This is a genomic window from Burkholderiales bacterium, assembly GCA_015075645.1.
Classification (GTDB): Bacteria; Pseudomonadota; Gammaproteobacteria; order Burkholderiales; family Casimicrobiaceae; genus VBCG01.
On record JABTUF010000004.1, the window covers coordinates 356,954 to 383,514 of the forward strand.

Sequence of the window (26,561 nt, forward strand, 5' to 3'; positions counted from 1 at the left end):
CATCGCGGCCTCGGGCGCATTCTCCCATGATCGCGGCAGCGGCGAGTCCCGCGCGCCTTCACGCACGATCGACGCTGCTGGCGACGCTCGCGGCGGCGATTCTCGCCGGATGCGTGACCGCGCCGCCCGCGCCTCCGAAACCTTCGCCGCCGAGCCCGCCCGCGCCCGACACCGCGTCGCTTCCGCCGCGCTTCCAGGCCGAGCCGTGGAGCGCGCTGCCCGGCTGGAGCGAGGACCGGGTCGAGGAAGCCTGGCCCGCGTGGCTCGTCTCCTGCCGCGCGATGCTCGCGCGGCCGGCGAAGCGCGAGGCCTGGAGCGCGCCGTGCGAGGCCGCGGCGGGCGTCGATGCGCGCGACCGCGCGGCGGTGCGCGCGTACTTCGAGGCGTGGTTCACGCCGTGGTCGGTCGCGTTCCCCGACGGGGGCACGGTCGGACTCGTCACCGGCTACTACGAGCCGCTCTTGCGCGGCAGCCTCGTGAAGACCGGCGAGTTCACCGTACCGCTCTACGCCTCGCCCGACGACCTCTTGACGGTGGACCTCGCGTCGCTCTACCCGGAGTTGAAGGACAAGCGGGTGCGCGGCCGCATCGACGGCAGGCGCGTCGTGCCCTACTGGACCCGCGCCGAGATCGCGCGCGGCGCGGCGCCGACCGAGGGCAAGGCGCTCGCGTGGGTCGCCGACCCGGTCGACGCTGCCTTCCTGCAGATCCAGGGGTCGGGGCGCATCGAACTCTCCGACGGCAGCGTGATGCGCGTCGGCTACGCGGACCAGAACGGGCACCCGTACCGCTCGATCGGAAGGGCGCTGATCGACCGCGGCGAACTCACGCGCGACACCGCGTCGATGCAGGCGATCCGCGCGTGGGCGAAGCGCAACCCCGACAAACTGCGCGACCTGCTCGACCAGGACCCGAGCTACGTGTTCTTCCGCGACGTGCCGCCGCCCGCGCCCGGCACGATCGATGCGACGATCGACGGACCCTACGGCGCGCTCGGCGCCCCGCTGCTCGCCGGTCGCGCGATCGCCGTCGACCCGCGCTCGATTCCGCTGGGCGCTCCGGTCTGGCTCGCGACGACCCGTCCGCGGTCGGACGCGAAGCTCGAGCGGCTCGTGATGGCGCAGGACACCGGCGGCGCGATCCGCGGCTCGGTGCGCGCCGACTTCTTCTGGGGCTTCGGCGACGAGGCCGGAAGCGAAGCGGGCCGCATGCGGCAGGACGGCAGTCTCTGGCTCCTGTGGCCGAAGGGACGCAAGCCGCCCGGCTGAGGTTCAGGAGTCAGTTGACAGTTGTCAGTTGACAGTAGCGCCGGCGTTTCCTGGGGCGGCGCATCGAGCGCCGGGTCGCGACTCAGCCTTCGGATGCGTGCTCGAGCACGCCTTCGGCCTGCCGGTCGGCGTGGTAGGACGAGCGCACGAGCGCGCCGACGGCGGCGTGCCGGAACCCCATCGCGTACGCCGCGCGCTCGAGTTCGGCGAACGCGTCGGGATGCACGTAGCGCTGCACCGGCAGGTGGTCCGAGGTCGGTTGCAGGTACTGGCCGATGGTCAGCATGTCGATGCCGTGCGCGCGCATGTCACGCATCACCGCGAGGATCTCCTCGTCGGTCTCGCCCAGCCCCACCATCAGGCCGGACTTCGTCGGCACGCCGGGCACGCGCGCCTTGAACTCGCGCAGCAACGCGAGCGAATGCGCGTAGTCGGCGCCCGGCCGAGCCTGCTTGTAGAGCCGCGGCACCGTCTCGAGGTTGTGGTTCATCACGTCGGGCGGCGCGGTCTCGAGGATCGCGAGCGCGCGTTCCATGCGACCGCGGAAATCGGGCACCAGCACCTCGATCTGCGTCGCGGGCGAGCGCTCGCGCACCGCGCGGACGCAGTGCGCGAAGTGCTGCGCGCCGCCGTCGCGCAGGTCGTCGCGGTCGACGCTGGTGATCACGACGTACGAGAGCCGCATCGCCGCGATCGCCGTCGCGAGGTGCGCCGGCTCGTCCGCGTCGAGCGGCAGCGGGCGTCCGTGCCCGACGTCGCAGAACGGGCAGCGGCGCGTGCACAGATCGCCCATGATCATGAACGTCGCGGTGCCCTTGCCGAAGCACTCGCCGATGTTCGGGCAGGACGCCTCCTCGCACACCGTGTGCAGCTTCTGCTCGCGCAGGATCTCCTTGATCTCGAAGAAGCGCGGCGACGAGGCCGCGCGCACGCGGATCCACGCCGGCTTGCGCAGCGGCTCGGAGGCGACGACCTTGATCGGAATGCGGGCGGTCTTCGCCGCGCCCTTCTCCTTGACGCCGCGGGCGTCGGTGGCGGGAGGGGGCGAGTCGGCGGTCATGGCGAGGGGCGGGCGATCGTGCGCGCGAGGATCGGCGCGAGCGTCTCGCCGGCGCGCGCCACATCGGTCGCGACGCCGAACTCCGACACCTGCGCCACGGCGAGACCCGGGTAGCCGCAGGGGTCGATGTCCGCGAACGGCGAGAGGTCCATCGCGACGTTGACCGCGATGCCGTGGTAGGTGCGGCCGTTGCGCACCTTCAAGCCCAGCGCCGCGATCTTCGCCTCGACACCGTCGCGCGAAACGTACACGCCGGGCGCCGACGGCTTCCCGCGGGCATCGATCCCCGACGAACCGAGCCATTCTACTACCGCGGCCTCGAGGCGCCGGACCAGTTCGCGCACGCCGAGCCTGCGCCGTGCGAGGTCGACCATCACGTAGACGACGAGCTGGCCCGGCCCGTGGTAGGTCACCTGCCCGCCGCGGTCGACCTTGAACGACGGGATGCCGTTGTCGCGCAGCAGGTGCTCGCGGCGTCCGGCGAGGCCGAGCGTGTACACGGGCGCATGCTCGGTGAGCCACAGTTCGTCGGGCGTGTCGCGTTCGCGCGCGTCGGTCCACGCGCGCATCGCGCGAGAGCAGCGTTCGTAGTCGGTGCGCCCCAGCGTGCGCACGACGATGCCGGTCGATGCGTCGCGCCGGGTTGGCGCGCCCGCGATCCAACGGAGGTCGGCCAACGCCTCGCTCACTTCGGCAACCGGTGTGTCGTGCGCGGCCTGCGGCGCGCGGCGGGCGCGGGTGTCGCGTGCGGGCGCGCCCATCCCGACGCGAGGAACTCGAACGACTCGCCGCGCGAGGTGCCGGACCGCTGCCAGACGACGCGGTCGCGCCGCACCGACAGCCACCAGGTCTGCGGATCCGCATGCACGCGCGACGTGAACGCGTCCGGATGCAGGACCGCGCAGCATGCGCCGTGCTCCGGATCGCGCACCGATTCATAGCGGATCGCTTGGACGCCGGACTCGCGCGCGACGCGCGCGAGCGCCTGGCAGGCGCGGTAGTCGTCCGGGTCGGTCCAGCGCGCGCGATCCGCGACGAACGGCGCGCCCCGCAGGTCGATCGCGCTCGCCGCGACCTTCGCGCGGAACACCGTCTGGGGCTTGTCCGGCATCGCGTCGATGCCGGCCGCGTCCATCAGGTGCCGCCAGCGCCAGTAGCCGAGTTCGGCGCAGGCGGTGCGGATCGCGTCGGCGGCGTAGAACACTCCTGGATCGTTGTCGCCGCGGAAACGCGATCCGCCCGGCGGCGGGCGGTAGCGAAACGGCGTGGCGAGCAGGTAGTCGAGTCGCGCCGCGGCCTCGGGAAGCCCCGGCTTGCCTTCGTCGAGCAGATGCTCGAGCACGCGTTGCTCGTCGAGCGTGTCGACGAGGGACATCGTCGAGGCGACGTGCTGTGCCTCGACGGCGCGCCAGATGCCGCCGGCGTAGCGGCGAGCCGCCGTGCGGATACGTCGCACCGCGGCGGCGGCGCGAAGCGTCGATGCGTCGCTCATCGCCGTGTTCGCGGACGCTCAGCCCGCGCGTCGCCGGGCCGCCCCGTAAGGGCGCGGGCCCCTGGGGCGGCGCCGCAGGCCGCTCGGGGGTCATCCGCGCCCGCCGGGCCGCCCCAAGGGCGCGGGGCCCCTGGGGCGGCGGCCGCAGGCCGCTTCGGGGTCATCCGCGCCCGCCGGGCCGCCCAAGGGCGCGGGCCCCCTGGGGGGCGGCGGCCGCAGGCCGCTTCGGGGGGGTCATCCGCGCCCGCCGGGCCGCCCCAAGGGCGCGGGCCCCCTGGGGGGCGGCGGCCGCAGGCCGCTTCGGGGGGGGGTCACACCCTTCCGCGCGCGGCATCCAGGTACGCGACGACACGGACGAGGCCTTCGACGGAGGCAAGGAGTTCGCGGGGCCGCGCTGCGGCGAACGCGAGATTCGACGTCGCGAGCCAGGTCCTCGCTTCCTCGCCGTGACCCCACAGCGCGTCGAGCGATCGGTACAGCCGCACGAACAGGCGGGCGAGTTCCCATTCCTTCGCCCGGTCGGGATCGAGGACGTACGCCCCGGCACGCATGCGGGACACCGACGCCTCCGAGAGTCCGAGGATGGCGGACACCTCCTTCTGGGTAAAGCCCAGGAGGTCGGCGGCCCGGACAGTCGCCCGCGTCAGCACGCTCGCCGGCGAGGGCGCGGCAGCGTGCATGCGCGTCGCGGGCGAAACGATCAGGTGGGCAGTCATGGTCGTGGACCCATTTCTGCAGCAATAATTCGACCGTTATTTTCCCACAGGAATCGTTGACCGGCAACCGCCGCGGACCGCGGACGTCGGGTGCGCCAGCTGGCGCTGCCCGCTACACTGGCGACATCGCCAGGATCGCACGCCGAGAACACGCCCGAAGGACCGGCGAACTGCCGCTCGATTCATCATGGAACATCCCGAACGACACGACCTGATCGAACCCGCCCGCGCGGCGCTCGCGCGCTCGGGGCGGCACGTTAGCGCATTCGAGTTTCATGGCGTGCGCATGTTCGCCAAACGCCTGGCGCCGCCGCACAGGCACTGGTTCACGACCGGGCCCATGCTGCGACTCATCGCGTCGGCGGCGGGTTTTCCGCCTCTCCGCCTCACGCCCGGCGACATCGCGGCGGCTTGGCGAACGGACTACGAGCTCACGCGACTCGACGCCATGGCGGATGGCGGCGTGCGCGTCGCGAGGGTGCTCGCTCGCGCGAGCGACGTGATCGTGCTCGAGGACGGGGGGCGGACGTCGACCGACGGCTCGAAAGCTGGAACGAGCCGACCCGCAAGCGTGAGCTCGGCAGACTCGCGGACGACCTCGCGCGGTTCCACCGCGCCGGCCACTGGCACGGCGCCGCGCACATCAAGAACGTCACGATCGACGCCGACGGCGGCTTTCGGCGCATCGACTTCGAGGAGAACGCCGGCGCGCTGGTACCGTTGCCGATCGTCCAGTCCGCCGACCTGCTCCAGTTCCTCAACACGATCGCGCTCGCCGGCCCGATCGGCGAGCACGAGTCCGCGATGCTGCTCGCCGAACTCGTCGAGCGGTACTTCGACGGTCACCCCTCGGAGGGCGTCGTTCGCGTCCTGCGCCGGGGGCTGCCCTGGCTCGAGTCGGGCCTCGGACTCGCCGCGCTGTTCGGACGTCGAACCAGCAAGGGCCTGCGCCGTGCCCGCATCGAGGCGCGAGTCCTGTCGGCGACGCTCGGCGGCAGATGCCCGAACCGGTCCGATTCCGCTAGAACACCATCGTGACGCGCGGATGGGCGACGAGCTCGCGGTAGAGCTCGTCCAGCTGTTCGCGTGACGTCGCGGTGATCGTCGCGGTCACCGACAGGTAGTTGCCCTCGCGCGAGGTACGCATCTCGAGCGTGCCGGGGTCGAAGTCGGGCGCATGGCGCAGCACGACTTCGACGATCGCCTGCGCGAAGTCGTCGGTCCGCCGGCCCATCACCTTGATCGGGAAGGCGGTCGGGAATTCGAGCGCGGAGGGGCGCCCTTCGTGGGCCATCATCGAATCCAGCGTCTTCATTGAACCCCATGTTGCGCCCGCCGTGCCGTCGCGCAACCCCGTCGCGCCGAAGCCCGACCCGCAAGGGGGTCGCCGTGGGTCGGACTTCAGTCCGACGGGGCTCCGGGGGACGAAGCCGAAAGCGTCGGGCTGAAGCCCGACCCACGACCCCGGGACTGAAGCCCGACCCACGACCCCGGGGCTGAAGCCCGACCCACGACCCCGGGACTACGGATACATGTACCGCCGCGTCCCCGGATGGGGAAGCCTGCCGTCGGCGAGCGGCTTGCCGGCGAGGATCTGCCACAGCGAGAGCCAGCCGCGGTCGAACGCGTGCGCCGAGCCCGCGAGGTAGACGCGCCAGACGCGGAAGCGCTCCTCGCCCGCCTCGCGGCGCGCGGCATCGCTGTTGGCCTCGAGCCGGTCGGTCCAGTGCCACAGCGTGCGCGCGTAGTGTTCGCGCAACGCCTCGGCGTCGACGGCCTCGAGCCCCGCGGCGGCCATGCCTTCGATCACGCGGTGCACGTGGGTGAGTTCGCCGCCCGGAAACACGTACTCCTCGACGAAATCGCCGATGCCGCTGCCGAGGCTCGCGCCGTGCGTCGCGTTGTGGGTGATGCCGTGGTTCAGCACGAAGCCGCCGGGCGCGAGCACGCGGGCGATCTTGCCGAAGTACTTCGGAAAGCGCGCGACGCCCACGTGCTCGAACATGCCGACGCTCGCGATCCGGTCATACTGCTCGTCCTCCGGCAGGTCGAGGTAATCCTGCATCCGGACTTCGACGCGGCCTTCGAGCCCTCGCGCGGCGATCTCGCGCTTCACGTGCTCGAACTGGTTCTTCGAGAGCGTGATGCCGGTCGAGCGCACCCCGAACTTCTCCGCCGCGCGGAACACGAGACCGCCCCAGCCGCAGCCGATGTCGAGGAAGCGCTGCCCCTCCTCGAGCCTGAGCTTGCGGCAGATGTGGTCGAGTTTCGCGAGCTGCGCCTCGTCGAGCGTCATGTCGTCGCGCTCGAAGTACGCGCAGGAGTAGACCATCCGCTCGTCGAGCCACAGCCGGTAGAACGCGTTGCTGACGTCGTAGTGGTGCCGGATGTTCGCCTGGTTCGGCCGGTGCTGGTGCCGCCACAACCGGTAGCGCTCGCGCACCGTGTCGTGGCCGTGCGCGATGTCGCCGACCAGCGATTCCGCGATCGCGAGGATGCGCTTCGCGCCGCCGGAGAAATCGATGTCGTTGCGGACGTAGGCGCGGGCGAGCGACCCCATCGCCGGCGACGCGAGCGCCTTGAGTCCGGCCCAGGTGCGCGCGACGATCTCGACATCGGGCGCCGGAGAAAGCGCGATCCGGCCGCCGTCGGGGAGGACGAGCGCGACCGGCACGTTGCGGCCTGCGTAGCGGCTGGCGATGATCTTCTGCAGCGGAACGGCCATCGGCGAACGGCGCGCGATCGCAGGGTCGCGGCCGCGGGGTTAGTGTAGCAAAGGCGGCAGGCGGAGATCGAGCGGGGTTCGCGACCGGGCGGCTGCCCGTCCGCCTCTGGACGGCGTCGAGGTCGCCGCCGGTGACGGGGCGCGCTCGTGGCGCGGTGGCCCCCGCCGGCATCCGGTACCATCGGGGACCGCTCGCGCGTGCGCGATCGCCCTCGATGCGCCCTTGAACCGCGCCTCTCCCGCGCCCGCGCGCGCCTTCTCCGAGCACCAGTTCCGCGACGCGCTCGCGCAGTTCGCGACCGGCGTGACGGTGATCGCCGCGCGCCGCGAGGACGGACGCTTCGTCGGCTTCACGGCGAACTCGTTCCAGTCGGTGTCGCTCGACCCGCCGCTCGTGCTGTGGAGCCTGTCGCGCCGCTCGCTCTCGCTCCCGGCATTCGAGGCGGCCGAGCGCTACAGCGTGAACGTGCTCGCGTCGACGCAATCGGACCTCGCCCGGCGGTTCTCGCGTCCGCACATCGATCGCTTCGAGGGCGTCGGCTACCGTCTCGGCTGGTCGCAGGCGCCGCTGATCGAGGACTGCGTCGCGTGGATCGAGTGCTCGCGGCACGCGCGCCACCGCGCGGGCGACCACGTCGTGTTCATCGGCAACGTCGAGACCTGCGCGCGCGGCGCGGGGCAGGGCCTCGTCTTCCACGAGCACCGCTACGCCACGACGCGGCCGCTGTGACGACCACGGCGCCGCATGCGCGCCGGCCGGCCGGCGCGAGGCTATCCGCGGCGTGATCCGGCGGGCTTGTGGTCCTGGAACACCGCGTACATGCGGCGGAACAACGGGCCGGGTTCGCCGCCTCCGAACGGCTTGCCATCGACGCTCGTCACGGCGAGCACCTCCTTCGTCGACGACGAGATCCACATCTCGTCGGCGCCGAGCGCCTCCTCGCGACGTACCGGTCGGATCTCCATCCTCATGCCCGCCGCGCGCGCGAATTCGAGTGTCGCGTCACAGGTGATGCCCGGCAGGATCTGGTGGTCCTTCGGCGGCGCGACGATGGTGCCACCGCGCACGACCAGCACGTTCGACGCCGACGCCTCGGTGAGCTGGCCGTCGCGGAACATGACCGTCTCGATGGCGGCATGGTCGGCCGCGAACTGCCGCATCAGCACGTTGCCGACGAGCGAGGTCGTCTTGAGGTCGCAGCGGAGCCACCGGTTGTCCTCGGCGGTGACGACCGCGACGCCGCGCTCGACCTGTTCGCGCGACGGCAGCGTCAACGGGTTGCTCATCATGAACACCGTCGCGGTCGCACCTTTCGGGAACGCGTGATCCCGCTTCGCGACGCCGCGCGTGACCTGCAGGTAGACCGACTGGTCGTCGAACGGCTGGCGCGCGATCAGGTCGCGCACGACGCCATCCCAGGCCTCGTCGTCCATCGGATTGGCGAGCCGGATGCCGTCGAGGCTCGCCTGCAGGCGCCGCAGGTGGTGCGGCATCCGGAACGGCGCGCGCCGGTAGGCCGGGATCACCTCGTAGACGCCGTCGCCGTAGATGAACCCGCGATCGAGGACCGAGATGCGCGCCTCGCCGATCGGCAGGAAGCTTCCGTTCAGGTAGACGATCTGCGATTGGTCGTTCATCGTAATGTCCTCGTGTCGGGCGCGGGCGGGAGTCGCCGTCGCGCTCCTACTTGAACCACAACCGTACGCTGTCCCACGCGCGGACGAACAGGTTCGCCGGCCCCACGTCGTCGAGGGCGATCAGCGGGAACTCGGCGACCGGCGCCCCGTCGAGCGCGACGCGCACGACGCCGATGCGCTGGCCGCGCGCGACCGGCGCGACGATCGGCTCCATCGCTTCCAGCGTGAGCTTGAGGTCGCCCGCGCGTCCGCGCGGCAGCGTCAGGTAACGGTCGGCGAGGAATCCGGCGCCCACCTCGCGGTTCGCGCCCTTCCACACCTTGAGCGCGGCCACCGGCTTGCTCGCCTGGTAGAGCTCGACGGTGTCGTAGGCCTGGAAGCCGAAGTTGAGCAGTCTCTGGCTCTCCGCGGCGCGGGCGTGGTCGGACGACGCGCCGAGCACGACCGAGACGAGCCGCCGCTCGCCGCGCTTCGCCGAAGCAACGAGGCACCAGCCGGCGGCTTCGGTGTGCCCGGTCTTCATGCCGTCCACGTAGGGATCCGACCACAGCAGCCGGTTGCGGTTGGGCTGCGTGATGTTGTTGTAGCGGAAGTCCTTCTGCGAGTAGAGCGGATAGAACTCCGGATAGTCCCGCACGACCGCCTGCGCCAGTTTCGCGATGTCGGCGGCGGTCGACCAGTGCTGCGGGTCGGCGAGTCCTGTGACGTTGGCGAACTGCGTGTCCTGCATGCCCAGCCGCTTCGCCTCCTGGTTCATGCGCTCGACGAAGGCGGCCTCCGACCCCGCGACGAGTTCGGCGAGCGCGATCGATGCGTCGTTGCCGGACTGGATGATCATCCCGTGCACGAGTTCGTCGACCGACACGCTCTTGCGCGGCTCGATGAACATGCGCGAGCCCTCGACCTTCCACGCCTTCTGCGAGACCGTCACCATCTGCGAGGGCACGATCGTCTTCTGGCGCAGCGCGCCGAACACGACGTACGCGGTCATCAGCTTGGTGATCGACGCGGGGTCGCGCCGCTCGTCCGCCTGGTGCGAGGCGATCGTCTGGCCGCTCGTCGCGTCGACCAGGGTCCAGGCGGCGGCGGCGATGGCGGGAGGTGCGGGAACCTGGGAGGCCGACAGGAGCGGCGTCAGCGCGCTCGCGGCGACCGCGAGCGCCGCGAGAAGTCGGAGCATGCGGAGTGCGCGATGTGGAGCGGAAGCGGATTATAGCTGGATGGGGTCAGAGCCGTAATTCGGGCAACGCCCTGCGTTGCCCGAATTACGGCTCTGACCCCTCAGCGACCCCTCAGCGGAACGGATAGACCGGCAGCACGGCGATGACCTCGCCGGTCGCCTTGTCCACGATCGCGGAACCCGCTTCCATGCGTCCGAGCACCGGTACCCAGGCGAGCGTGTCGACGGCGCGCCCGGTGCGCGCGAGCGCGGCGTCGATCCGGGTCTTCGCATCCGCGTCGCCGCGGTTGAGCTCGGCGAGCGGGCGCGCCTCGGCCTTCAGCTCATCGGCGATCTCGGCGAACGGCACGTAGTAGCGCGGCAGCACCGGCAGGTCGATGCCCGATGCGGCGAGCAGCGCGAGCTTCGACCGTTCGGCGGGATCGTCGGGCATGCGCGCGCCGACGAGGCGCGGGCCGCCGAGCGGCAGCGTGTTCCACGGGGCGCTCGCCGCCGCCAGCGATTCGGGGTTGATCTGGTTCGCGGAGACGACGGTGAAGCGATCGCCGGCGAACACGACGAAGGCCGGCCGTGCCTGCGCGATCACCGAGATGCCGTACACGAACGCGGCGACCTGCAGCGTCGCGATGACCGCCAGGTCGAACGGCAGGCTCTTCTTGCGCGGATCGAACACGACAAGCGTCAGCAGCGGGCCCAGCACCACGTCGACGCCGATCAGGATCAGCATCAATCCAGCGCCGCCGGCGAGCCGGAAGTACGGCTGCGGATACCAGACGAGCAGAAGTGCCGCGAGCACGATCGCGGCGACGAAGGTCGAGATCGCGAGATGGATCCCCGCGGCCTGGAAACGATTGAGCGAGCGAAGTGCGGGCATGCGCGGTCAGGCGGAACGGCGTCCGCCGAGGAAAGCAAAATCGACGCCGGCCTCGCGTCCGGCGATCAGGTCGGCCAGCGCGCGCCCCGAACCGCAGGCCATCGTCCAGCCGAGCGTGCCGTGGCCGGTGTCGAGCCACAGGTTGCGGTAGCGGCGCGTCCGCCCGATCAGCGGCACGTTCGACGGCGTGGCCGGACGCAATCCGGTCCAGAAGGCGACGGACCCGCGTTCGCCCGCGTCGGGAAAGAGGTCGAAGGTGCGTTCGACCAGCGCGCGGCAGCGGCGCTCGTTCATCTCGGTGTTCCAGCCGTTCAACTCCGCGGTGCCGGCCACGCGCAGGCGTTCGCCCAGGCGCGTGAGCACGATCTTCCACGCGAGATCGGTCAGCGACACGACCGGCGCGCCCCGGTGCGCGCCGATGTCGAGCGTGATCGAATAGCCTTTCGCGGGATACACGCCGCAGGGCACGCCGATCGGGGCGAGCAGGAACGGGCTGTAACTCCCCAGCGCGACGACGTACGCATCGGCCGCGAGCGTGCGCGTCGCGCCGCCGGCGTCGCGGACCCGCACGCCGGACACCGCGTCGCCGGCGGCCTCGATCGCCTCGACCGTGGTGTTCCAATGGAAGGCCGCGCCGCGCGCCGCCGCGAGCTTCGCGAGTTCGACGGTGAAGACCTGCGCGTCGCCGGTCTCGTCGGACGCGGTGAAGATGCCGCCGGCGATGCGGTCGCGGCACTGCGCGAGCGCGGGCTCGATCGCGACGCACTCCTCGGGCGTGCGCACGACCCGGTCGCAGCCGTACTCGCGCATCAGCGCGGCCGCAGCGACGCCGTGCTCGAACTCCTTCGCGTCGGTGTAGAACTGCAGGATGCCGCGCTCGAGGCAGTCGTAGGCGATGCCGGTCGCCTTCCGCAGTTCGCGCAGCGCATCGCGCGAGTAGAGCGCGAGGTTGAGGCACTGGATCGTGTTGTGCCGCGTGCGCGCGGGCAGGCATTCGACGAGGAACTCGAGGCCCCAGCGCCACTGCCGCCAGTCGGCGCGCAGCCGGAAGAGGAGCGGCGCGTCTTCCTGCCCGAGCCACTTCAGCACCTTGAGCGGCGCCTCGGGATTCGCCCACGGCTCCGCGTAGGACGCCGAGATCTGGCCGCCGTTCGCGAACGTGGTCTCGAGCGCCGCGCCCGGTTGCCGGTCGACGAGCGTGACTTCGTGGCCGTCGGCGGCGAGATACCACGCGGCCGTGACGCCGATCACTCCGCCGCCGAGGACGACGATGCGCATCGTCAGGCGGGCCGGGGCTCGGGCACGCGTCCGCCGCCGTCGGCAATGCCGATCGCCGGGGAGCTGTCGGCGTCCGCCACCGGAATGCAGGTGCAGAACAGGTTGCGGTCGCCGTAGACGTTGTCGACGCGCCCGACCGGCGGCCAGTACTTCGACGCCTCCTGCGCGACCGACGGCCAGCCCGCCTCGCGGCGCGAGTACCGGTGCGGCCAGTCGTCGCCGCCGACCGCCGCTGCCGTGTGCGGCGCGTGCTTGAGCGCGTTGTCGGCGCGGTCGCGGCGGCCCGCCTCGATGTCGCGGATCTCCGCGCGGATCGCGACCATCGCGTCGACGAAGCGGTCGAGTTCCTCCTTCGATTCGCTCTCGGTCGGCTCGATCATCAGCGTGCCCGCGACCGGGAAGCTCATCGTCGGCGCGTGGAACCCGTAGTCGATCAGCCGCTTCGCCACGTCCTCCACCTCGACGCCGGACGCGGCCTTGAGCGGGCGCAGGTCGACAATGCACTCGTGCGCGACGAGTCCGCCCGGCCCGCTGTAGAGCACGGGAAAGTGCGGCGCGAGCCGCCGCGCGAGGTAGTTCGCCGCGAGGATCGCGGCTTCGGTCGCCGCGGTGAGGCCCGCGCCGCCCATCATCGTCACGTACATCCACGGGATCGGCAGGATCGACGCGCTGCCGAAAGGCGCCGCGGACACCGCGCCGATGGCCTTGCCCGGCGCACCCGCCCCCGGTGCCCGCGGCGGCATGTTCCGGTGTCCCGGCAGGAACGGCGCGAGGTGCGCCTTGCACGCGACCGGACCTGCGCCCGGACCGCCGCCGCCGTGCGGAATGCAGAACGTCTTGTGCAGGTTCAAGTGCGAGACGTCGGCGCCGAACGCTCCGGGCCCCGCGAGGCCGACGAGCGCGTTCAGGTTCGCGCCGTCGACGTACACCTGCCCGCCGTGCGTGTGGACGATCTCGATGATGCGCGTGATGCCCGCCTCGAACACGCCGTGCGTCGACGGATAGGTCACCATGATCGCCGCGAGTTCGCGCGCGTGCTTCGCGGCCTTCGCCTCGAGGTCCGCGAGGTCGACGTTGCCCTGCTCGTCGCAGGCGACGACGACCACGCGCATGCCGGCCATCTGGGCAGAGGCGGGGTTGGTGCCGTGGGCGGAGGCCGGGATCAGGCAGACGTCGCGGTGCGACTCGCCGCGCGAGGCGTGCCAGGCGCGGATCATCAGCAGTCCCGCGTATTCGCCCTGCGATCCCGCGTTCGGCTGCAGCGAGACGGCGTCGTAGCCGGTCGCGGCGCACAGCATGCGCTCGAGGTCGCCGATCATCTCGAGGTAGCCCTCCGCCTGGTCGGAAGGCGCGAACGGGTGCAGGTGCGCGAACGCCTTCCAGGTGACCGGCATCATCTCCGAGGTCGCGTTCAGCTTCATCGTGCACGAGCCCAGCGGGATCATCGCCCGGTCGAGCGCGAGGTCGCGGTCGGCGAGGCGGCGCAGGTAGCGCAGCATCGCGGTCTCGGAGCGGTAGCGGTGGAACACCGGGTGGGTCAGGTACGCGCTCGTGCGCGCGAGGGCGGCGTCGTAGCCGTCGGCCACGCCCGCGTCGAGTTCCGCGACCTTCGGCGACGCGCGACCGCCCGCGAACACCACCCACAACCGCTCGACGTCTTCCGCGCGCGCGGTCTCGTCGAGCGAGACGCCGACCGACGCGTGGTCGATGCGCCGCAGGTTCATGCCGGCGGCGAGCGCGGCGTCGTGGATCGCCTGCGTCCGCGCGCCGGTCTCGACGACCAGCGTGTCGAAGAAGGTGCGCGTACGGACCGCGAGTCCGAGGCGTTCGAGGCCCGCCTTCAGGATCGCGGTCAACCGGTGCACGCGCCGCGCGATCGTCGCGAGCCCGTCGGGTCCGTGGTAGACCGCGTACATGCTCGCGATCACCGCGAGCAGCACCTGCGCGGTGCAGATGTTCGAGGTCGCCTTCTCGCGGCGGATGTGCTGCTCGCGCGTCTGCAGCGCGAGCCGGTAGGCCGGGTCGCCGTGCGCGTCGACGGTCACGCCGACGAGCCGGCCGGGCATCGAGCGCTTGATCTCGTCGCGCGTCGCGAGGAAGCCGGCGTGCGGGCCGCCGTAGCCCATCGGCACGCCGAAGCGCTGGGCCGAGCCGACGACCGCGTCGGCGCCCCATTCGCCCGGAGGTTTCAGGAGCGTGAGCGCGAGGAGATCGGCCGCCACGATCACGAACGCGCCGCGCGCCCGGGCCGCGGCGGCCACCGCCGCGAGGTCCGTGACTTCGCCGTTCGCGTCCGGGTATTGCAGGAGGACCGCGAAGGCGTCCGCGGCCGCCGCACCCTGCGCGGGTCCCACGATCACCGAGACGCCCATCGGCTCCGCGCGGGTGCGCACGACGTCGGCCGTCTGCGCGAACACGCCGTCGGCGACATAGACGGTCCGGCTCGCCGACTTCGTCACGCGGAGCGCGAGCGCCATCGCTTCCGCCGCCGCGGTCGCTTCGTCCAGCATCGACGCGTTCGCGATCGCCATGCCGGTCAACTCGCAGATCATCGTCTGGAAGTTGACGAGCGCCTCGAGGCGCCCCTGCGAGATCTCCGGCTGGTAGGGCGTGTAGGCGGTGTACCACGCCGGATTCTCGAGCACGTTGCGCAGGACGACGCCCGGCGTGATCGTGCCGTAGTAGCCCTGCCCGATGAACGAGCGCAGCACGCGGTTCTTCGCGGCGATCGCGGCAAGCCGCGCGAGCGCTTCGTGCTCGGCCACCGGTGCGGGCAGCGCGAGCGGCGCCTTCGCGCGGATCGCGGACGGCACGATCGCGTCGATCAGCGCCGCGCGGGACGCGAAGCCCAGCGTCGCGAGCATCGCGCGCTCGTCGTCGCCGGAGAGGCCGATGTGGCGCGCGACGAAGGCGTCGCGGCGTTCGAGGTCGGCGAGCGAGGGCCGAGCGGTCGGGGTGCGGATGGGGTCGGACATGGCGTCGTCGGTTGCGTGGTCCTGTCAGTCGCCGATCACCGCCTGGTAGCCGCGCGCGTCGAGCAGCGCGTCCATGGCGGCGGGATCGTCCGGGCGGATGCGGAAGAGCCAGGCGGCGAAGGCATCCTGGTTCACGGACTCCGGCGCAGCGGGCACCGCGTCGTTCGCCGCGACCACGGTGCCTGCGACCGGCGCGTAGACGTCGGACGCCGCCTTGACCGACTCGACCACCGCGCAGGCTTCGCCGGCGGCGACCTTGCGTCCGGCGGCGGGCAGTTCGACGAACACGAGGTCGCCCAGCTGCGACTGCGCGTGGTCGGTGATGCCGATCGTGATCGTGCCGTCGCTCTCGCGGCGTAGCCACTCGTGGCTCGAGGTGTAACGCAACTCCGCTGGGATCTTCATCGGGTCTCCGGATCAGGAACGCGGCGCGCGCGCCGCAGGAAGGAACAGCACCATCGTGATCTTGTCGTGGCCGCGCCCGCCGATGCGGATCGCTTCCGGCTCGCGGCCGAACACGGCGAAACCGGCACGCTCGTAGACGCGGCGCGCGGCGTCGTTGCCCGCGGTCACGGTCAGCACCAGTTGTCGCAGCCCGGGCGACGCGCTCGCGTGCGCGATCACCGCGTCGACCAGCGCGCGGCCGATGCCGCGGCCCGCGCACTCGGCGGGCACGTACAGGCCGAACACGTGCCCCTTGTGGCGCACCTTCACGCGCATGTCGACGTCGATGCCGCAGGTGCCGACGAGCGTCGCGCCCTCGAACGCGCCGAACACCGCGTCGTGCGGGCGCGCGGGGTCGGCGGCGAGCCGTTGCGCGAGCGCGTCGCGCGGTTTCTTCGTCTCCTCGGCCGCATCGGAGGTGAACGCCTCGGGGTGCTCGGCGAGTCCGCGCAGGCGCAGCGCCCGGTACACGTCGAGATCGGCCGGTCCGAGCGCGCGCACGGCGACTCCGTCGTCTCGCCGGGCGGGCGCTTTCATGCCAAGTCGACCTTCACCTGGCCGTTGCGCACGAACGGAGGCTTCACGACGCGCGCGCGCAGCCGCTTGTCGCGCACCTCGACCTCGACCGTCTCGCCGATCGCGACGGCCTTGGGCAGCCGCGCGAGCGCGATCGAGCGGGCGAGCGTCGGACTGAAGGTTCCGCTGGTGATCTCTCCGGCGCCGTGCGTACTGTGCACGCGCTGGTGAGCACGCAACACGCCGCCGGAGTCGAGGAGCAGGAGGCCCGCGAGGTCGCGCGCGGGTTGCGCGCGCGCGAGCGCCGCCTTGCCGACGAAGTCGCGCGGGCTCGCGAGGTCGACGGTCCACGCGAGGCCGGATTCGAGCGGCGAGGTCGCGAGGTCCATGTCCTGTCCGTACAGGTTCATGCCCGCCTCGAGGCGCAGCGTATCGCGCGCGCCCAGTCCGCAGGGTTTCACGCCGGCATCGACGAGCGCGGCCCAGGTGGATTCCGCGCGCGCGGCGGGCATCACGATCTCGAACCCGTCCTCGCCGGTGTAGCCGGTGCGCGCGATGAAGAACTCGCCCGCCTGCGCGGCGGAGAAGGGCTTCTGCGCCGACGTGGGGCCTTCGCTGCCGGGGATCGCCTGCCACGCCTTCGCGCGGGCGTTCGGGCCCTGGACCGCGATCATCGCGAGGTCGGGACGCGGGCGGACCACGAGCCCCGGTGCGGTGCGGTCGCGCAGCTTCGCGAGCCACGCGATGTCCGCGTCCGCCGTCCCCGCGTTCACGACGAGGCGGAAGTGGTCGTCGCGCAGGAAGTAGACGATGAGGTCGTCGCGCACGCCGCCGTCGTCGGCGAGCATGCAACTGTAGAGCGCCTTGCCCGGAACGGCGAGCTTGTCGACGTTGTTCGCGAGCGCGTGGCGCAGGAACGCGCGCGCGTCGCGACCTTCGATCTCGACCACGCGCATGTGCGACACGTCGAACATGCCCGCGTCGCGGCGCACCGCGTGGTGCTCGTCGATCTGCGAACCGTAGTGGAGCGGCATGTCGAAGCCGCCGAAGTCGACCATGCGCGCGCCGGCGGCGCGGTGCAGGGCATGGAGCGGAGTGGTCCTGGCCACGAGCGATCCCCGGTGGGCGAGCACGATGGGCGAGTCCGATGCCTCGAACCCGCCCCGTCTGTCCTTTTACCTGAGAGATTGCCGGCCGGATGGCCGGGTGCCCCTTCGGTGGGCCGCCGGATGCGCGGCCGCTCTCCAGATGACGATTCCCTCCCGCAGTCCCTTTGCCTGAGCGATCGTCGGGGATTGCGCCTTCGGCGGCGCCGGAACGTCGATCCGGCGCGCTCTCCTGCGGGGGGCGGGCGAAATGTACCGCGGCGGTCCGCCGCGGTCAAAGGTGCGCCGCTGCGGACCGGCGACAGCGGCGAAACCGCATCGCGCCGCCTCGATCCGCGGAACCCCGGCGTCGGACCGCCGGAAACGCCGAAGCCGGCTCGCGCCGGCTTCGTGAGTAAGCGAGCGCTTACACCCGCGCTACTTCTTCAGCGCCAGGATGTAGGCGACCATCTTCTTGATGTCGTCGTCCTTGACCGCCGCGTTCGGCGGCATCGGGACCGGGCCCCAGACGCCCGAACCGCCCTTCTTCACCTTCTCGGCGAGCTTGGCAGCCGCGCCGGCGTCGCCCTTGTACTTGGCCGCGACGTCCTTGTACGCCGGGCCGACGAGCTTCTTGTCCACCGAGTGGCACGCGGTGCAGCCGGCCTTCTGCAGCATCTTCAGCGTGTCGTCGTCGGCTTGCGCGGCGCCGGCCGCGAACGCCGCGATGCCGGCCAGCGCGAGGAGCGAAACCTTCATGGTGCGAGTCTCCGTAGTCGGTCGAAACAGTCAATGATAGAGGAACGGCGCGCGCTCCGCCATCGAGGGCATGCCGTGTCGCCGGGAGCATGCGGGCCGGCCTCTCGGGCCGCCTTGACGCGCCTCAAGGCTCGCATCGGGTTTCGAGCAACGCCCTGACGTCGTCCAGGGTTTCCACCGGGGCGGCACAGGTCATCGCGCGGCAGACCCACGCGCGCACGCCCGCGGTCGGCGGCGCGCCCTTGACGAGCGCACCCGGTGCGTCGGCGGGGTCCGGCGCGAACACGAGCGCATGCGCGTCGTCGCTGCGCGCGAGTTCACGCGCCCACCGCCGGGCCGCCTCGCGCGACGCCGGATCGGGTCCGTGCGCGAGCACGACGATCGCGGGAGGATGCTCGAGATCGGCGGCGGCGCGCAGGAGCGTCGAGTACCCGCCGGGTTCGCGGCCGATCGACGGCGCGAAGCGGCGCACCGCGCGCTCCGCCGCGAGGAGGTAGCGCGGCTCGCCGGCGAGGTGCCCGAGCGCGATGAGCGCGCGCGCCGCGACGCCGTTGCCCGACGGTGTCGCGTTGTCGTGCCCGGGCATCGTGCGATGGAACAGCGCCTCGTGGTCGTGCGCGGTGAACCAGAAGCCGCCGCCGTCGTCCTCGAAGCGGTCGCACAACGCGTCGGCGAGCGCGATCGCCCAGTCGAAATCGGCGCGGCGAAATCGGGTGCGCATCGCCGCGACGAGGGCCTCGAGCAGGAACGCGTGGTCGTCGAGGTACGCCGGCAACGCGCCTTCCTCGCCGCGGCGCGTGGCGTGAAGACGCCCGTCGCGCCAGACGGTGCGTGCGAGTGCGTCGAGCGCGCCGGTGGCGAGCACGCCGTAGCGCGGTTCGTCGAGCGCGCGCGCGGCGGTGGCGAGACCCGAGACCGCGAGCGCGTTCCAGCTCGTGAGCACCTTGTCGTCGGTGCCCGGCCGCACGCGCGTCGCCCGCCGCGCGAGGAGCGCGGCCTTCGCCTGCGACAGGAGTTCGCGCGCGCGGACGGGATCGATCGCGCGTTCGTGCGCAACCGTGTCCAGCGGACGGACGACGCGCAGGTGCCACGCGTGCCCCTCGAAGTTCGGCGGACCGTCGAGGCCGAAGAGGCGTTCGACGATCGGCCAGGCCTCGGGCGCGACCACGGCGCGGACTTCATCGGGCGTCCAGACGTAGAACCGGCCTTCCTCGCCTTCGCTGTCCGCGTCGAGCGAGGCGAAGAACGCGCCGTCCTGCGCGAACATCTCGCTCTCCAGCCACGCGACGATGCCGTGCGCGACCTCCGCGTGGCGGGCCTCGCCGGTGACGCGCGCCGCTTTCGCGTAGAGCGCGAGCAGCGCGCCGTTGTCGTAGAGCATCTTCTCGAAGTGCGGGATCGTCCACTGCCCGTCGACGCTGTAGCGGCAGAATCCGCCGGCGAGCTGGTCGTGGATTCCCCCGTCCGCCATGCGGTCGAGCGTGGTCTGCACCATCGCAAGGGCATCGCGGTCGCCGGTGCGCGCGTACCGGTGCAGGCAGAAGTCGAGTTCGGCCGGATGCGGGAACTTCGGCGCGCGTCCGAACCCGCCGTCGACCGGATCGAAGCTCCGCTCGAGCGCGGCGAACGCCGCGTCGGGCGCTCCGGGCGGCAGCGCACCGCCCGCGCCCGGCTCGAGCGAGCGCATCGCGTCGACGAGGCGCGCGTTCTGGTCGGCGATCGCCGCGCCCTGTTCGCGGTACGCGGCGGCGATGCGCGGCAGGAGGTCGAGGAAACCGGGCAGGCCGTGGCGCGCCTCGCGCGGGAAGTAGGTGCCGCCGAAGTACGGCGCACCCTCCGGCGTCAGGAACATCGTGAGCGGCCAGCCGCCGGAACGCTGCGACAGCAGCGCGTGCGCCGTCTGGTAGATGCGGTCGAGGTCGGGACGTTCTTCGCGGTCGACCTTGATGTTGACGAAGTGCGCGTTCATCGCGCGCGCGACGCCGGGATCCTCGAACGACTCGTGCGCCATCACGTGGCACCAGTGGCACGCCGCGTAGCCGACCGACAGCAGGATCGGCCGGTCGAGGTTCTTCGCGAGCGCGAGCGCCTCGTCGCCCCACTCGTGCCAGTCCACCGGATTGCCGGCGTGCTGGCGCAGGTAGGGGCTGGAGGCGTTGGCGAGGCGATTCACAAGTCAGGGAAGGGAGAAGGGGATGAATCGAGGGAAGGGAGAAGAGGGAAGGGGGAAGGGTGCGGCGGAGCGGTGCGATGCGCCTTCGCATGATGCGCGCCTCAACCCCATTCCGGCTTCCGGCCTTCCGACCCACGATGCCCGAGCGCGAAAGGAAAAGAACGAAGGGGGAAGGGTACCGCGTGCCAAGCGCGAAGTCGCATCGCGCTGCGTCGCCGCACCCTTCCCCCTTCTCCCTTCCCTCTTCTCGCCCTTTCCCCTTCCCCCTTCCCTCTTCTCTCTTCCCCGCTCTACGACGCTTCGAACGCCACCCGCTCGAAATCCGCCCCGCGCTGCTCGAGTCGCGTCAGCCTGTAGGTGACCTCGGGGCCGGGATCCATCGAGCGCAGCATGCGGCCCGGCGTGAACGTGCGCGGCGGCACGACGAGCGAGGCCGGCTCCTCCTGCGACTCGCCGAGCAGGATCGACGGGATCGGCGGATCCTCGGAAAACGAGGTCGTGAACGGGCGCATCGCGCGGGTCTTCGGCGCGCCCGGCCACAACTCGAGCGCGACGTCGAGTTCGCCGTCGGTCCCGAGCGCGATGCGCGACACCATGCCGAGCCGCGTGCGCTCGTGGTCGCGCACCGCGACGAGCTGGTCGAGGAACCAGCGGTGCTGCGTGGGCGCGCGGCGCGAGAGCCGGGCCTCGCGCCAGCCGTAGCGGCCTTCGAGGCGCTCCCACGGCAGGCGCCGCTCGGCGTCCTCGCGATGGCGGTCGTAGTCGGTGAGCGCGCCGAGCGTCGCGAGATGCTGCGAATTCGCGTAGGTCAGGCGGCCGAGCGGATCCTGCCGGTCGAAGGTCCGCCCGCACACGCGGAAATAGGCGCCCGGCACGCCGCCGCCGCACAGGTCGACCGCCGCGTGCGTGGTCTCGTCGGGCCGCCTGGCCTGGTACCAGTGGGCGTCGAGGTGCGACAGGAGCGCCACGCACTGCTCGACCGACGGGTCGTGCCCGAGCGCGAGTTCGGCGGGTGACGCGCCGGTCGCGAGGCGCTTGAGCCTGCCGCGCACGCTCGTCGCGAGCTTGCCCGGATAGCCGAAGCGCACCGATTCGGCCGCGCTCGCCGGCGCAGCGCTCACCAGCGTCGCCGCGGCCGCGCCGTCGAGGTCCACGACGATCACCGGTCCCTCGGTCTCGCGTTGTTGCGCGTAGGGGAACACCTTGCGCGCCCACTGCGAGAGCCAGCGGTCGGCGAGTTCGAGCTGCCGCACGCTCATCGCGCAGGGATCGGCCAGCGCGAGCAGGAGCGCGTGCGCGTAGGTCGAATAGCAGGAGATGCCGACCGCGTTCGGCGCGGCGTCGTCGGAGACCGCGGCGACCGTGCAATCGAGCATCTCCGCGAGCCGGTAGTATGCGTGCAGCTCTTGCCAGAGCGACGGCGGCACGACTCGACGGGCGAGACCGTGCACCAGCACGAGTTCCTTGCCGACGTAGAGCCCGCGCTGCAGGAGCTTCGCCTTGACGCCGGCGAGTTCGGGGTCGCCTTCGAGCAGCGGCTTCAAGCAGCTCGAATAGAGTTCCCACAGCGCCTGCCACAGCGCGATCGCCTGGTCCGCGGCCTCGCGCTCGCGCCCGATCGCCGGTTGCGGCTTGCCCGCGTAGCGGCGCGCGAGTTCGGTGTGCAGGTGGCGCGCCGGTTCGCGCAGCACTTCGGCGATGGTCGCGCGTTCACGCGCCGAGAACGCCGCGGCCGTGACCGCGCGCAACTGGCCGATGATCGCTTCGAACGCCTGCGGAACGGTCGCGAAAGGCAGGCTGTCGGCCCATTTCGCGGCGCCTTCCGCGTCGGCGAACGCGAGGCGCACCGAATCAGGGCCGCCGGGCGGGATCGCCCCTGCGGCGGGGAACGCCGGAGCCGCGGACTCGCCCATCACATCGCGCTCCGGATCCATGCCCCTCCTCCGGCTCCGAGGTTGCCCGGAGCGGGGTTCCTTCGTGCAGAACGGCGCCGGGAGGCGTGCATCGGGAAGTTATAGCACAGGGTCATATTCCGGCGCCCTGCCGCCCGGCGGGTGTCTTGCGCCACTTGCGGCCGATTCCCGGAATTTTCCGCACTGCGGCATCGGGTTGTTACCGCGCGTCGGGCACAAGCTGTAGCGCACGATACACCCCAAGGAGCCCACGTCCCGGTCGAACTTCCCCGGGCGCGAACCCCCAGGCTCCTGGAGAACGACATGAACACCGACACCACCGTCCACCGCCTGCGCAAGGCCGCCGCGCTCTTCGTCGCGCTCGTCCTCGGCACGCTCGCCTTCGGCGTGGGACTCCCGTGGATCCTGTCCGACGCCCCGCCGGTGACCGAGTCGCTGTGGGCGCGCGAGGTCCAGTCTCACCTCCCGACGATGGCGCTGTCGGGCGTCACCCTCGCCCGCCGGACGTCCGGCACGATCGTTACGCGCTGAACCCGCGACCGCGCACGCTGCCTCGCTCGCCGAACGACCAGGAGTCAGGACGCGAAATCGCTCACACGAGCACGCGCTCGATGCCGCCGGCGTTGGCCTTCGCGACGTAGTCCGCGAGCCAGGACTCGCCCAGCACGTGCTTCGCGATCTCGACGACGATGTAGTCGGCGTCGGTGCCGGCGTCGTCCGAGAAGCGCGAGAGTCCCTGCAGGCAGGACGGACAGCTCGTCAGCACCTTGACCGGCCCGGCGAAGCCGTCCGCACGCGCCGCGTCCGCGCCCTTGCGCATCTCGGCCTCCTTGCGGAAGCGCACCTGAGTCGAGATGTCGGGGCGGCCCACGGCGAGCGTGCCCGATTCACCGCAGCAGCGGTCGGAGAGCGGCACCTCGGTTCCCATCAGCGTGCCGACGACCTCGAGCGGCGCGTGGGTCTTCATCGGCGTGTGACAGGGATCGTGGTACAGGTAGCGCACGCCCCCGATGCCGTCGAGCTTCACGCCGCGCTCCATCAGGTACTCGTGGATGTCGAGCAGGCGGCAGCCGGGGAAGATCTTCTCGAACTCGTACTTCTCGAGCTGGTCCATGCAGGTGCCGCAGGACACGATGACCGTCCGGATGTCGAGGTAGTTGAGCGTGTTGGCGACGCGGTGGAACAGCACGCGATTCGCCGTGGTGATCGCCTGGCCCTTGTCGTGGTCGCCCGAGGCGGTCTGCGGATAGCCGCAGCACAGGTACCCCGGCGGCAGCACCGTCTGCACGCCCAGGTGGAAGAGCATCGCCTGCGTCGCGAGCCCGACCTGCGAGAACAGCCGCTCCGATCCGCAGCCGGGGAAGTAGAACACCGCATCGGCGCCTTCCGATGCCTTCGCCGGATCGCGGATGACCGGGACGACCGCCTCGTCCTCGATGTCGAGCAGCGCGCGCGCGGTGCGCTTCGGCAGTCCGCCGGGCATCGGCTTGTTGACGAAATGGATCACCTGCGCGCGCAGCGGCGGCCGGCCGACGGTCGCCGGCGGTCGCTTCGCCTGCGCCCCCGCGAGGCCCGCGCGTTTCGCGATCGCGTACGCGAACCGCTGCGCCCGATAGCCCGCGCCGATCATGCCGGCGCGGATCGTCTTGATCGTCGCCGGATCGGTCGCGGTCAGGAACGCCATCGCGGCCGCGGTTCCCGGGCTGAACGCCTTCTTCCCTTCGCGGCGCAGGAAGTTGCGCATCGCGATCGACACGTCGCCGAAGTCGATGTCCACCGGACAGGGATTCACGCACTTGTGGCACACGGTGCAGTGGTCGGCGACGTCGGAGAACTCGTCGAAGTGGCGCAGCGACACGCCGCGGCGCGTCTGCTCCTCGTAGAGGAACGCCTCGATCAGGAGCGAGGTCGCGAGGATCTTGTTGCGCGGGCTGTAGAGCAGGTTCGCGCGCGGGACGTGGGTCGCGCACACCGGCTTGCACTTGCCGCAGCGCAGGCAGTCCTTGATCGAGTCGGCGACGCGCCCGATCTCGGAGGCCTCGAGGATCAGGCTCTCGGCCCCGATCAGCGCGAACGACGGCGTGTACGCGCGGGTGAGGTCCGCGGGCCGCTCGGCGTCGCGCAGCAGCTTGCCCGCGTTGAAGCGTCCGTCGGGGTCGATGCGGCGCTTGTAGTCGGCGAAGGGCGCGAGTTCGTCGTCGGTCAGGTATTCGAGCTTGGTGATGCCGATGCCGTGCTCGCCCGACACGACGCCGCCCAGCCCCCGCGCGAGCGCCATGATGCGCGCGACCGCGCCGGTCGCCTCGCTCAGCATCCCGTAGTCGTCGGAGTTGACCGGGATGTTCGTGTGCACGTTGCCGTCGCCCGCGTGCATGTGCAGCGCGACGAACACGCGGCTCCGCAGCACGCGCGCGTGCGTGGCGGCGACCGCCGCGCGCACCGGCGCGAACGCGAGGCCGTCGAAGAGGTCGTCGAGCGGGTCGCGCAGTTCGGTCTTCCACGACACCACGGTCGAATGGTCCTGCAGCGAGGGAAAGGTTTCGTCGATCCGGTCGAGGAGGTCGCGCCAGCGCGACCGCGCCCTCGCGACGATCGCGCGCGCCTCCTCGAAACGCTCGTCGACGAGCTCTTTCGGCGGGCGAGCCTCGTCGTCCGGCCCCCACGGCCGCAGCGCGTCGGGCCGCTCGAACAACGCCGCCAGCTCGTCGGCGAGGCGCAGCTTGTTGCCGACCGACAGCTCGATGTTGATGCGCTCGATGCCGTCGGAGTAGTCGCCGAGCCGCTCGAGCGGGATCACGACGTCCTCGTTGATCTTGAACGCGTTGGTGTGCTTCGCGATCGCGGCGGTGCGCGCGCGGTCGAGCCAGAACTTCCTGCGGCTCTCCGAGGACACCGCCACGAAGCCTTCGGCGCCGCGCGCGGCGGCCATGCGCACGACCTCGCTCGCCGCGCGCGCCACGGCATCGTCGCTCTCGCCGACGATGTCGCCCAGCAGCACCATCTTCGGGCGGCCGTGGCGCCGCGCCTTCGTCGCGTAGCCGACCGCCTTGACGTAGCGCTCGTCGAGGTGCTCGAGCCCCGCGAGCGTTGCACCGCCGGGGCGGGCGTCGAGGTAGCGCCGGATCTCGACGATCGCGGGCACGCTCGCGCGCACCTGCCCGAAGAACTCGAGACAGACGGTGCGGATCGCCGGCGGCATCCGGTGCAGCACGAAGCGCGCGCTGGTGATGATGCCGTCGCAGCCCTCCTTCTGCACGCCCGGCAATCCGGCGAGGAACTTGTCGGTCACGTCCTTGCCGAGCCCGGCCTTGCGGAAGCGCGCGCCGGGCACCGAGATCGTTTCGACCGATCGGACCGTCTTCCCGTCGCGCGCGAGCCGCCGGACCGCGAACGTCGCGAGCGGCGCGTCGTGGATCTTCGACAGGTTGTGGTCCTGCCGCTCGACCTCGATCCATTCCGCGTCCGGCGTCACCATCCGCCAGGACACGAGGTTGTCGAGGGCGGTGCCCCACAGCACCGCCTTCTTGCCGCCCGCGTTCATCGCCACGTTGCCGCCGATGCACGACGCGTCGGCCGAGGTCGGGTCGACCGCGAACACGAGGCCCTCGGCCTCGGCCGCCGCCATGACGCGCCGGGTCACCACGCCGGCCGCCGCGTCGATCGTCGGCACGCGCTCCGCTCGGCCGGGGAGCGCGCTGCGCTCGACCGCGGACAGCCGCTCGAGCTTCTCGGTGTTGATCACCGCCGAGCGCGGCGTGAGCGGACATGCGCCGCCGGTGTAGCCGGTGCCGCCGCCGCGCGGGATGATCGTGAGCCCGAGTTCGATGCAGCCTTCGACTACGCCGCGCACCTCGTCCTCGGTGTCGGGGTGGAGCACGACGAACGGGTACTCGACGCGCCAGTCGGTCGCATCGGTCACGTGCGACACGCGCGCGAGCGCATCGAACGCGATGTTGTCGCGGTGGGTGTGGCGACCGAGCACGCGGCGCGCGCGCTTGCGCAGTTCCGCGGTCGCGGCGAACGATGCGGCGAACCGGTCGACCGCACGCGACGCCTCCTGTGCGAGTTCGGCCACCTTCGCGTCGCGTGCCGCGTCCTCGCCCGCCTGCGCGAGCCTGCGCTTCTCGATCTCGGCCAACCGGTGGCGCATCGCGTCGACGAGGAGGCGTTGCCGCTTCGGATTGTCGAGCAGGTCGTCCTGCAGGTAGGGATTGCGCTCGACGACCCAGATGTCGCCCAGCACCTCGAAGAGCATGCGCGCCGAGCGCCCGGTGCGCCGTTCGGCGCGCAGCTCCCCGAGCGTGCGCCAGGCGTCCGCGCCGAGGAGCCGGATCACGATCTCGCGATCGGAGAACGACGTGTAGTTGTACGGGATCTCGCGCAGGCGCGGCGCGGCCTCGGCCTCGGCCTCGACGTCGCGCGGGAGGTCCGTCACGGCATCCATCGCTCCACGATCATACCGCAG

The 26,561-nt window shown here is 71.6% G+C and carries 22 protein-coding genes and 1 riboswitch; of the genes, 4 read left to right on the forward strand and 18 right to left on the reverse strand.

Annotation, left to right across the window (positions count from 1 at the left end):
* The first annotated feature begins 26 nt into the window (after positions 1-26).
* A complete protein-coding gene (locus HS109_11940) occupies positions 27-1,268 on the forward strand; it encodes a murein transglycosylase A (GenBank protein MBE7523083.1) in 1,242 nt (413 codons plus the stop codon).
* An 82-nt stretch (positions 1,269-1,350) separates the two neighbouring features.
* Here HS109_11940 and lipA read toward each other — a convergent pair whose 3' ends face one another.
* From lipA to HS109_11960, 4 genes are all read right to left on the reverse strand, one after another.
* Entirely contained in the window at positions 1,351-2,328 is a 978-nt protein-coding gene (gene lipA / locus HS109_11945) for a lipoyl synthase (GenBank protein MBE7523084.1), read from the reverse strand.
* Positions 2,325-3,089, reverse strand: a complete 765-nt coding sequence (gene lipB, locus HS109_11950) for a lipoyl(octanoyl) transferase LipB (protein ID MBE7523085.1) — start codon at positions 3,087-3,089, stop codon at positions 2,325-2,327. The genes lipA and lipB overlap by 4 nt, the downstream gene beginning before the upstream one ends.
* Positions 3,014-3,703: an RES family NAD+ phosphorylase gene (locus HS109_11955; GenBank protein MBE7523086.1), complete on the reverse strand. Its 690-nt coding sequence runs from the start codon at positions 3,701-3,703 to the stop codon at positions 3,014-3,016. The genes lipB and HS109_11955 overlap by 76 nt, the downstream gene beginning before the upstream one ends.
* Positions 3,704-4,131: 428 nt before the next feature.
* Positions 4,132-4,500 carry a DUF2384 domain-containing protein gene (locus HS109_11960; GenBank protein MBE7523087.1) on the reverse strand — a complete coding sequence of 123 codons (369 nt, stop codon included), beginning with the start codon at positions 4,498-4,500 and terminating at the stop codon, positions 4,132-4,134.
* Positions 4,501-4,947: 447 nt separating this feature from the next.
* Between HS109_11960 and HS109_11965 the strand changes: the two genes are divergently transcribed.
* Entirely contained in the window at positions 4,948-5,574 is a 627-nt protein-coding gene (locus HS109_11965; GenBank protein ID MBE7523088.1) for a hypothetical protein, read from the forward strand.
* Here HS109_11965 and HS109_11970 read toward each other — a convergent pair.
* Positions 5,558-5,830 (reverse strand): DUF493 domain-containing protein, encoded by a 273-nt coding sequence (locus HS109_11970; GenBank protein MBE7523089.1) that lies wholly within the window; start codon positions 5,828-5,830, stop codon positions 5,558-5,560. The two genes, HS109_11965 and HS109_11970, sit on opposite strands and share 17 nt — an antisense overlap.
* Before the next feature lie 228 nt (positions 5,831-6,058).
* Positions 6,059-7,261: a class I SAM-dependent methyltransferase gene (locus tag HS109_11975; protein ID MBE7523090.1), complete on the reverse strand. Its 1,203-nt coding sequence runs from the start codon at positions 7,259-7,261 to the stop codon at positions 6,059-6,061.
* Between the two features lie 223 nt (positions 7,262-7,484).
* Here HS109_11975 and HS109_11980 point away from each other — a divergent pair, with 223 nt between their 5' ends.
* Positions 7,485-7,991: a flavin reductase family protein gene (locus tag HS109_11980; GenBank protein MBE7523091.1), complete on the forward strand. Its 507-nt coding sequence runs from the start codon at positions 7,485-7,487 to the stop codon at positions 7,989-7,991.
* Between the two features lie 41 nt (positions 7,992-8,032).
* On the opposite strand, the gene HS109_11985 is transcribed toward HS109_11980, so the two are convergent.
* The 11 genes from HS109_11985 to HS109_12035 all read right to left on the reverse strand — a co-directional run bounded on the left by HS109_11985 (position 8,033) and on the right by HS109_12035 (position 22,117).
* Complete coding sequence (locus HS109_11985; protein ID MBE7523092.1) at positions 8,033-8,899, reverse strand: D-amino acid aminotransferase; 867 nt, start codon at positions 8,897-8,899, stop codon at positions 8,033-8,035.
* A 46-nt stretch (positions 8,900-8,945) separates the two neighbouring features.
* Complete coding sequence (locus tag HS109_11990; protein MBE7523093.1) at positions 8,946-10,079, reverse strand: D-alanyl-D-alanine carboxypeptidase; 1,134 nt, start codon at positions 10,077-10,079, stop codon at positions 8,946-8,948.
* Positions 10,080-10,191: 112 nt separating this feature from the next.
* Positions 10,192-10,953, reverse strand: a complete 762-nt coding sequence (locus HS109_11995) for a hypothetical protein (GenBank protein ID MBE7523094.1) — start codon at positions 10,951-10,953, stop codon at positions 10,192-10,194.
* 6 nt (positions 10,954-10,959) lie between these two features.
* A complete protein-coding gene (locus HS109_12000; protein MBE7523095.1) occupies positions 10,960-12,231 on the reverse strand; it encodes a D-amino acid dehydrogenase in 1,272 nt (423 codons plus the stop codon).
* A 2-nt stretch (positions 12,232-12,233) separates the two neighbouring features.
* Positions 12,234-15,206 (reverse strand): aminomethyl-transferring glycine dehydrogenase, encoded by a 2,973-nt coding sequence (gene gcvP, locus HS109_12005; protein MBE7523096.1) that lies wholly within the window; start codon positions 15,204-15,206, stop codon positions 12,234-12,236.
* A 24-nt stretch (positions 15,207-15,230) separates the two neighbouring features.
* Complete coding sequence (gene gcvH / locus HS109_12010; protein ID MBE7523097.1) at positions 15,231-15,611, reverse strand: glycine cleavage system protein GcvH; 381 nt, start codon at positions 15,609-15,611, stop codon at positions 15,231-15,233.
* A gap of 12 nt (positions 15,612-15,623) precedes the next feature.
* Entirely contained in the window at positions 15,624-16,151 is a 528-nt protein-coding gene (locus tag HS109_12015) for a GNAT family N-acetyltransferase (protein ID MBE7523098.1), read from the reverse strand.
* Positions 16,152-16,183: 32 nt separating this feature from the next.
* Positions 16,184-17,275, reverse strand: coding sequence for a glycine cleavage system aminomethyltransferase GcvT (gcvT, locus tag HS109_12020; GenBank protein MBE7523099.1), 1,092 nt, complete (start codon positions 17,273-17,275; stop codon positions 16,184-16,186).
* A 146-nt stretch (positions 17,276-17,421) separates the two neighbouring features.
* Positions 17,422-17,517: riboswitch (glycine riboswitch) on the reverse strand.
* Positions 17,518-17,689: 172 nt separating this feature from the next.
* Positions 17,690-18,010: a c-type cytochrome gene (locus tag HS109_12025; GenBank protein ID MBE7523100.1), complete on the reverse strand. Its 321-nt coding sequence runs from the start codon at positions 18,008-18,010 to the stop codon at positions 17,690-17,692.
* A 124-nt stretch (positions 18,011-18,134) separates the two neighbouring features.
* Entirely contained in the window at positions 18,135-20,183 is a 2,049-nt protein-coding gene (locus tag HS109_12030) for a thioredoxin domain-containing protein (protein MBE7523101.1), read from the reverse strand.
* A 290-nt stretch (positions 20,184-20,473) separates the two neighbouring features.
* Positions 20,474-22,117: a hypothetical protein gene (locus HS109_12035; protein MBE7523102.1), complete on the reverse strand. Its 1,644-nt coding sequence runs from the start codon at positions 22,115-22,117 to the stop codon at positions 20,474-20,476.
* Positions 22,118-22,399: 282 nt separating this feature from the next.
* Here HS109_12035 and HS109_12040 point away from each other — a divergent pair, with 282 nt between their 5' ends.
* Entirely contained in the window at positions 22,400-22,627 is a 228-nt protein-coding gene (locus HS109_12040; GenBank protein MBE7523103.1) for a hypothetical protein, read from the forward strand.
* Positions 22,628-22,688: 61 nt separating this feature from the next.
* On the opposite strand, the gene HS109_12045 is transcribed toward HS109_12040, so the two are convergent.
* Complete coding sequence (locus HS109_12045) at positions 22,689-26,540, reverse strand: FAD/FMN-binding oxidoreductase (GenBank protein MBE7523104.1); 3,852 nt, start codon at positions 26,538-26,540, stop codon at positions 22,689-22,691.
* Positions 26,541-26,561: the final 21 nt, after the last annotated feature.

Bases quoted from the DNA above. Each gene is read 5' to 3' on its own strand.
- HS109_11995 (MBE7523094.1), bottom strand. From the start codon at position 10,953: ATGCCCGCACTTCGCTCGCTCAATCGTTTCCAGGCCGCGGGGATCCAT.
- HS109_11975 (MBE7523090.1), bottom strand. From the start codon at position 7,261: ATGGCCGTTCCGCTGCAGAAGATCATCGCCAGCCGCTACGCAGGCCGC.
- HS109_12025 (MBE7523100.1), bottom strand. From the start codon at position 18,010: ATGAAGGTTTCGCTCCTCGCGCTGGCCGGCATCGCGGCGTTCGCGGCC.
- HS109_12035 (MBE7523102.1), bottom strand. From the start codon at position 22,117: ATGGATCCGGAGCGCGATGTGATGGGCGAGTCCGCGGCTCCGGCGTTC.
- HS109_11990 (MBE7523093.1), bottom strand. From the start codon at position 10,079: ATGCTCCGACTTCTCGCGGCGCTCGCGGTCGCCGCGAGCGCGCTGACG.
- gcvH (MBE7523097.1), bottom strand. From the start codon at position 15,611: ATGAAGATCCCAGCGGAGTTGCGTTACACCTCGAGCCACGAGTGGCTA.
- HS109_11955 (MBE7523086.1), bottom strand. From the start codon at position 3,703: ATGTCCCTCGTCGACACGCTCGACGAGCAACGCGTGCTCGAGCATCTG.
- HS109_12000 (MBE7523095.1), bottom strand. From the start codon at position 12,231: ATGCGCATCGTCGTCCTCGGCGGCGGAGTGATCGGCGTCACGGCCGCG.
- HS109_11985 (MBE7523092.1), bottom strand. From the start codon at position 8,899: ATGAACGACCAATCGCAGATCGTCTACCTGAACGGAAGCTTCCTGCCG.
- lipA (MBE7523084.1), bottom strand. From the start codon at position 2,328: ATGACCGCCGACTCGCCCCCTCCCGCCACCGACGCCCGCGGCGTCAAG.
- HS109_11970 (MBE7523089.1), bottom strand. From the start codon at position 5,830: ATGGCCCACGAAGGGCGCCCCTCCGCGCTCGAATTCCCGACCGCCTTC.
- HS109_11940 (MBE7523083.1), top strand. From the start codon at position 27: ATGATCGCGGCAGCGGCGAGTCCCGCGCGCCTTCACGCACGATCGACG.
- lipB (MBE7523085.1), bottom strand. From the start codon at position 3,089: ATGGGCGCGCCCGCACGCGACACCCGCGCCCGCCGCGCGCCGCAGGCC.
- HS109_11960 (MBE7523087.1), bottom strand. From the start codon at position 4,500: ATGCACGCTGCCGCGCCCTCGCCGGCGAGCGTGCTGACGCGGGCGACT.
- gcvP (MBE7523096.1), bottom strand. From the start codon at position 15,206: ATGTCCGACCCCATCCGCACCCCGACCGCTCGGCCCTCGCTCGCCGAC.
- HS109_12045 (MBE7523104.1), bottom strand. From the start codon at position 26,540: ATGGATGCCGTGACGGACCTCCCGCGCGACGTCGAGGCCGAGGCCGAG.
- HS109_12040 (MBE7523103.1), top strand. From the start codon at position 22,400: ATGAACACCGACACCACCGTCCACCGCCTGCGCAAGGCCGCCGCGCTC.